The 4,263-nt window shown below is 76.2% G+C and carries 5 protein-coding genes; 2 read left to right on the top strand and 3 right to left on the bottom strand.

Annotated elements, in window-relative coordinates; genetic code table 11:
- Together E1291_RS39650 and E1291_RS39645 are read right to left on the bottom strand one after the other, a co-directional pair.
- Positions 1-783: FecCD family ABC transporter permease (locus E1291_RS39650; RefSeq protein ID WP_131743152.1), on the bottom strand; the 783-nt coding region annotated here is incomplete at its 3' end.
- Positions 780-1,955, bottom strand: a complete 1,176-nt coding sequence (locus E1291_RS39645) for a FecCD family ABC transporter permease (protein ID WP_242614671.1) — start codon at positions 1,953-1,955, stop codon at positions 780-782. The genes E1291_RS39650 and E1291_RS39645, both read right to left, overlap by 4 nt.
- Before the next feature lie 187 nt (positions 1,956-2,142).
- On the opposite strand from E1291_RS39645, the gene E1291_RS39640 reads away from it, so the two are divergent.
- Positions 2,143-2,946, top strand: coding sequence for an SAM-dependent methyltransferase (locus E1291_RS39640; protein ID WP_131743151.1), 804 nt, complete (start codon positions 2,143-2,145; stop codon positions 2,944-2,946).
- Positions 2,947-3,032: 86 nt separating this feature from the next.
- Entirely contained in the window at positions 3,033-3,722 is a 690-nt protein-coding gene (locus tag E1291_RS39635; RefSeq protein WP_131743150.1) for a TetR/AcrR family transcriptional regulator, read from the top strand.
- Between the two features lie 22 nt (positions 3,723-3,744).
- On the opposite strand, the gene E1291_RS42870 is transcribed toward E1291_RS39635, so the two are convergent.
- Positions 3,745-4,263 (bottom strand): sensor histidine kinase (locus E1291_RS42870; RefSeq protein ID WP_370771122.1); only part of this gene is annotated, 519 nt, incomplete at its 5' end.

Raw genomic sequence — 4,263 nt, 5'->3', positions numbered from 1 at the left:
CGCCGCCGCGACGAGCCCGACCCCGGTGGCCGTCAGCAGCGCCCGCGTTCGCTGGACGGGCACGCCGAGGGCCCGCGCGGCGTCGTCGCCGAGCTCGGCCATGCCGAGCGGGCGGCCGAGCACCAGCGCCGCCGGGACGAGCACGGCCAGCGCCGCGGCCAGCGGCGCGGCCTGTTCCCAGCCGCGCCCGTTCAGGCTGCCGGTCAGCCAGAACGCCGCCTCGTAGGCCTCGCGCAGCTCGGCGCGGGTGATGAGGTAGGAGTTCAGCGCCTCCAGCATCGCCGCGGCGCCGACCCCGATCAGCACGAGCCGCGTGCCGTTCACCCCGCCGCCCGGCCGGTGCGCGACCAGGTACACCGCGAGCGCGGTCAGCACCGCGCCCGCCACCGAGCTCGCGGCGATCGCGACGGCGCCGCCGCCGAACACGAGGATCTGCAGCAGCGCGCCCGTCGCCGACCCGGTGGTGAACCCGATGAGGTCGGGGCTGCCGAGCGGGTTGCGCGACATGCTCTGGAAGATCGCGCCGCTGAGCCCGAGCGCGAGCCCGGCGAGCAGCCCGGTGACCGCGCGCGGCAGCCGCAGCGTCGTGACGATGAACTCGGTCGCCTGGTCGGCCCGCCCGGCGAGGGCGCTCAGCACGTCGGCGGGCGGGACCGGGAACTCCCCGGAGCCGACCACGAGCACGGCGGCGCCCGCGGCGAGCAGCGCGAGCCCGGCGCACACCAGCGCGGCGCGCGGTTCCCAGCGCACCGAGAACCCGCCCGCGCGCACGACCCGGCTCACAGCCCGCGCGTCCTTCCCCGCCGGACCATCAGCATGAACAGCGGCGCGCCGAGGAACGCGGTGACGATGCCGGTCTCCAGTTCCCCGGGGGCGACCACGCGGCCGAGGACGTCCGCGCCGAGCAGCAGCACGGGCGCGAGCAGCAGCGAGTACGGCAGCACCCACCGCTGGTCGGGCCCGGTGAGCGCGCGGGCGATCAGCGGGACGGCGAGGCCGAGGAAGGCGATCGGGCCCGCCGCCGCGGTCGCGGACCCGCACAGCAGCACCACGGCGAGCGCGCCGAGGGCGCGGACGGCGGCGGGACGCGCGCCGAGCGCCCGGCCCGTCTCCTCGCCGAGGCCGAGGGCGTTCAGCGGGCGGGCCAGCAGCAGAGCCAGGACCGTTCCCGCCACCACGAACGGCAGCACCCGGGCGAGCACGGCGAGGTCCCGGCCGCCGAGCGAGCCGACCTGCCAGAACCGGAAGCCGTTGAAGGCGCGCGGGGAGAGCAGCATCAGGCCCGCGGTCAGCGCGGTGCACACGGCGTTGACCGCGGCGCCGGCGAGCACCAGCCGCGCCGGGGACGCGCCGCCGCGGCCCCGCGCGCCGATGAGGTACACGAGCGCGGCCGTGGCCGCGGCGCCGGCGAAGGCCGCCCACACGTAGACGAGCGCCTCGTCGGTCCGGAACGTGCCGATGACGAGGACGACGGCGAGCGCGGCGCCGCCGTTCACGCCGAGCAGGCCGGGCTCGGCGAGCGGGTTGCGGGTGAGCGCCTGCATCACCGCGCCGGCCAGCCCGAGGGCCGCGCCCACCGCGAGCCCGAGCAGCGTGCGGGGCAGCCGCAGTTCCTGGACGATCAGCGCGTCCCGGGACCCGTCCGGGTGGAGCAGGCCGGCCGCGACCCGGCCGGGCGGGATGTGCTCGGCGCCGATGCCCAGGCTCGCCGCGACCGCCAGCAGCAGGACGCAGCCGAGCGCGGCGAGCCCGCCCCAGCGGGCCGTGCCGCGCGGAACCCGGCACGGAAGACGGCGCGGAACACGGCGCGCTGCCGGGGCGGGCGCGGGCTCGGCCGCGGCCTGCGAGGCGGGGACGGGGGTAGGGAAGGGATCCGGCGCGCGGCCCTCGGGCCGGCGCGATTCGGTCCCCTGCGCTGGACGGGCGACGAGGGTTCTCCGCGCGGACGACAACACGAGATGAGGCTAGCCTAAGCTAACTCGCCGAGTGAAGGCCGTTCCGGGGAGGGCGGCCGTTCCGGCCCGGCCCAAAACGCGATCGCGCGGGGCGTCCGGATGACCTTGTACGCTCACCGCCCTAAGGTCCTGTCTTGGCGGCCCCGGGCCGCCGCGCGAGCGCGTCACCGTCAGGAAGGCAGGCCCCGTGACCGACGAGCCGGCGCCCCCGGAGATCGACACCACGGTCCCGCATTCGGCGCGGATCTGGAACTACTGGCTGGGCGGCAAGGACAACTACCCCGTGGACCGCAGGGCCGGCGACCTGTACCGCGAGCAGGCGCCCGGCGTGGTCGACATGGCCCGCGCGTCGCGCACCTTCCTCAGCCGCGCCGTCCGGCACCTGGCCGCGAAGGAGGGCGTCCGGCAGTTCCTCGACATCGGGACGGGGCTGCCGACCATGGACAACACGCACGAGGTGGCACAGCGGGTGGCCCCGGAAGCGCGAATCGTCTATGTCGACAACGACCCGCTCGTGCTCGCGCACGCGCGGGCCCTGCTGACCAGCACGCCCGGGGGCGCGACCGACTACATCGACGCCGACCTGCGCGACACCGCGACCATTTTGGACGGGGCGGCCAAGACGCTCGACTTCGGGCGGCCGGTCGCGCTGATGCTGATGGGCGTCCTCGGGCACATCGCCGACTTCGAGGAGGCGGTCGCGCTCACCCGGCGGCTCCTGGAGGCGCTGCCCTCCGGCAGTTTCCTCATCCACTACGACGGCACTTACGAGGTGCAGGGCGAGGCCCTTCAGCAGGCGCAGGAAGAGTATGACGACACGGGCGCCGTCCCGTACGTCCTGCGCACGCCCGCGGAGCTGGCACGGTTGTACGAGGGGCTCGAACTGCTGGAACCGGGCCAGGTGTCCTGCCTGCGCTGGCGGCCGGAGGCGGACCTGTTCGGGGAGCCCGTGGACGTGGACGTGCACGGGGCCGTCGCCCGCAAGGTCTGATCGTCCGGCCCGTGCCGGGCGTCTCCAATACCGGCATATGGTATACGTACATATTGATTCCAATACGTACATATTGGAGGTCGGTCATGCCGGTACCGGGCCGGGGCGCGTCCCCGCCGCCGGAGGATCTGACGGCGCGGGCGCGGATCAGGGACGCGGCGCTGCTGCAGTTCGCCGAGCGGGGCGTCCGCGGCGCGACGTTCCGCAGCATCGCCGAGGCGGCCGGGGTCTCGGTCGGCCTCGTCCAGCACCACTACGGCACGAAGGAGGAGCTGCGCGCCGCCTGCGACGCCTACGCGCTGGACGTGGTGCGCGAGCTCAGCGACGGGGTCGGCGATCGGCTCGCCGACCCGGGGGCCGTGGCCGCGGCGCTGGAGGTGGACCTGCCGGTGCGGCGCTACTTCGCCCGCGCGCTGGTCGACGACTCGGCGGCCGCGGAGCGGCTGTTCGACGACCTGGTCGAGCTGACCGAGCGGTACCTGGACTCGCCGCGCCCCGGGCGGGCCCGGCCCGCCACGCGCGACCTGCACGCCTACGCCGCGGCCATGGCCGCGATGAGCATCAGCACCCTCGTGCTGCGCGATCACCTGTCCCGGGCGCTGGGCGCCGACACCCTCAGCGCGAAGGGCGCGCCCCGGCTCCGCCGGGCGGTGCTGGAGGTCTTCGCCGACCAGTTGCTGAGCCCCGAACTGGTCGCCCAGGGGCACGCTGCCCTCGACGAGTACGAGAGATCCATGCAGGCGGCGGACCAGAGCGCGGCGGAGGACGACCGGTAGGGCCCGTCCGCGCGGCGCCGGATCACCGCGGTGGTGGGAGCGCGATCGTCACGGTCGTGCCCGCGCCGGGCGGGCTGTGCACCTCGACCCGGCCCCGCAGCGCCCGCACCCTCCCGGTGAGCCCGGCGAGCCCGCCGCCCGGCACCGGCGCCGCGTTCCCGGCGCCGTCGTCGCGGACCCGCGCGACGATGCCGTCCGGCCCGGCCCGGACGCTCAGCTCCACCGAGCCCGCGCGCGCGTGCTTGGCGGCGTTCGCCAGCGCCTCGCACAGCGCGAAGTACAGGGTCGACTCGACCTCGGGCGGGAACCGCAGGTCCGGGACCTCAAGGCGCACCGGCAGCGCCGCCCTGGCCGCGACCAGCTCCAGCGCCGGACCCAGCCCCGCGTCCGCCAGGATCGCCGGGTGCACGCCGCGGGCCAGGCCGTCGAGCTCGGCGACCGCCTCGGCCAGCTCGCGGCGGCACCGGGCGGCCTGCTCGCGCGCGGACGGCTCGCCCGCCGCCGCCTCCAGCACCGCCAGCAGCTCCTCCAGCGAGCGCAG

The organism is Actinomadura roseirufa (genome assembly GCF_900659635.1).
GTDB classification, from domain to species: Bacteria; Actinomycetota; Actinomycetes; order Streptosporangiales; family Streptosporangiaceae; genus Spirillospora; species Spirillospora roseirufa.
This window is presented reverse-complemented; position numbering and strand designations above follow the sequence as displayed.

What these genes read in the sequence shown, in the direction of transcription:
- E1291_RS39635 (WP_131743150.1), top strand. Translation starts at nt 3,033, where the DNA reads ATGCCGGTACCGGGCCGGGGCGCGTCCCCGCCGCCGGAGGATCTGACG.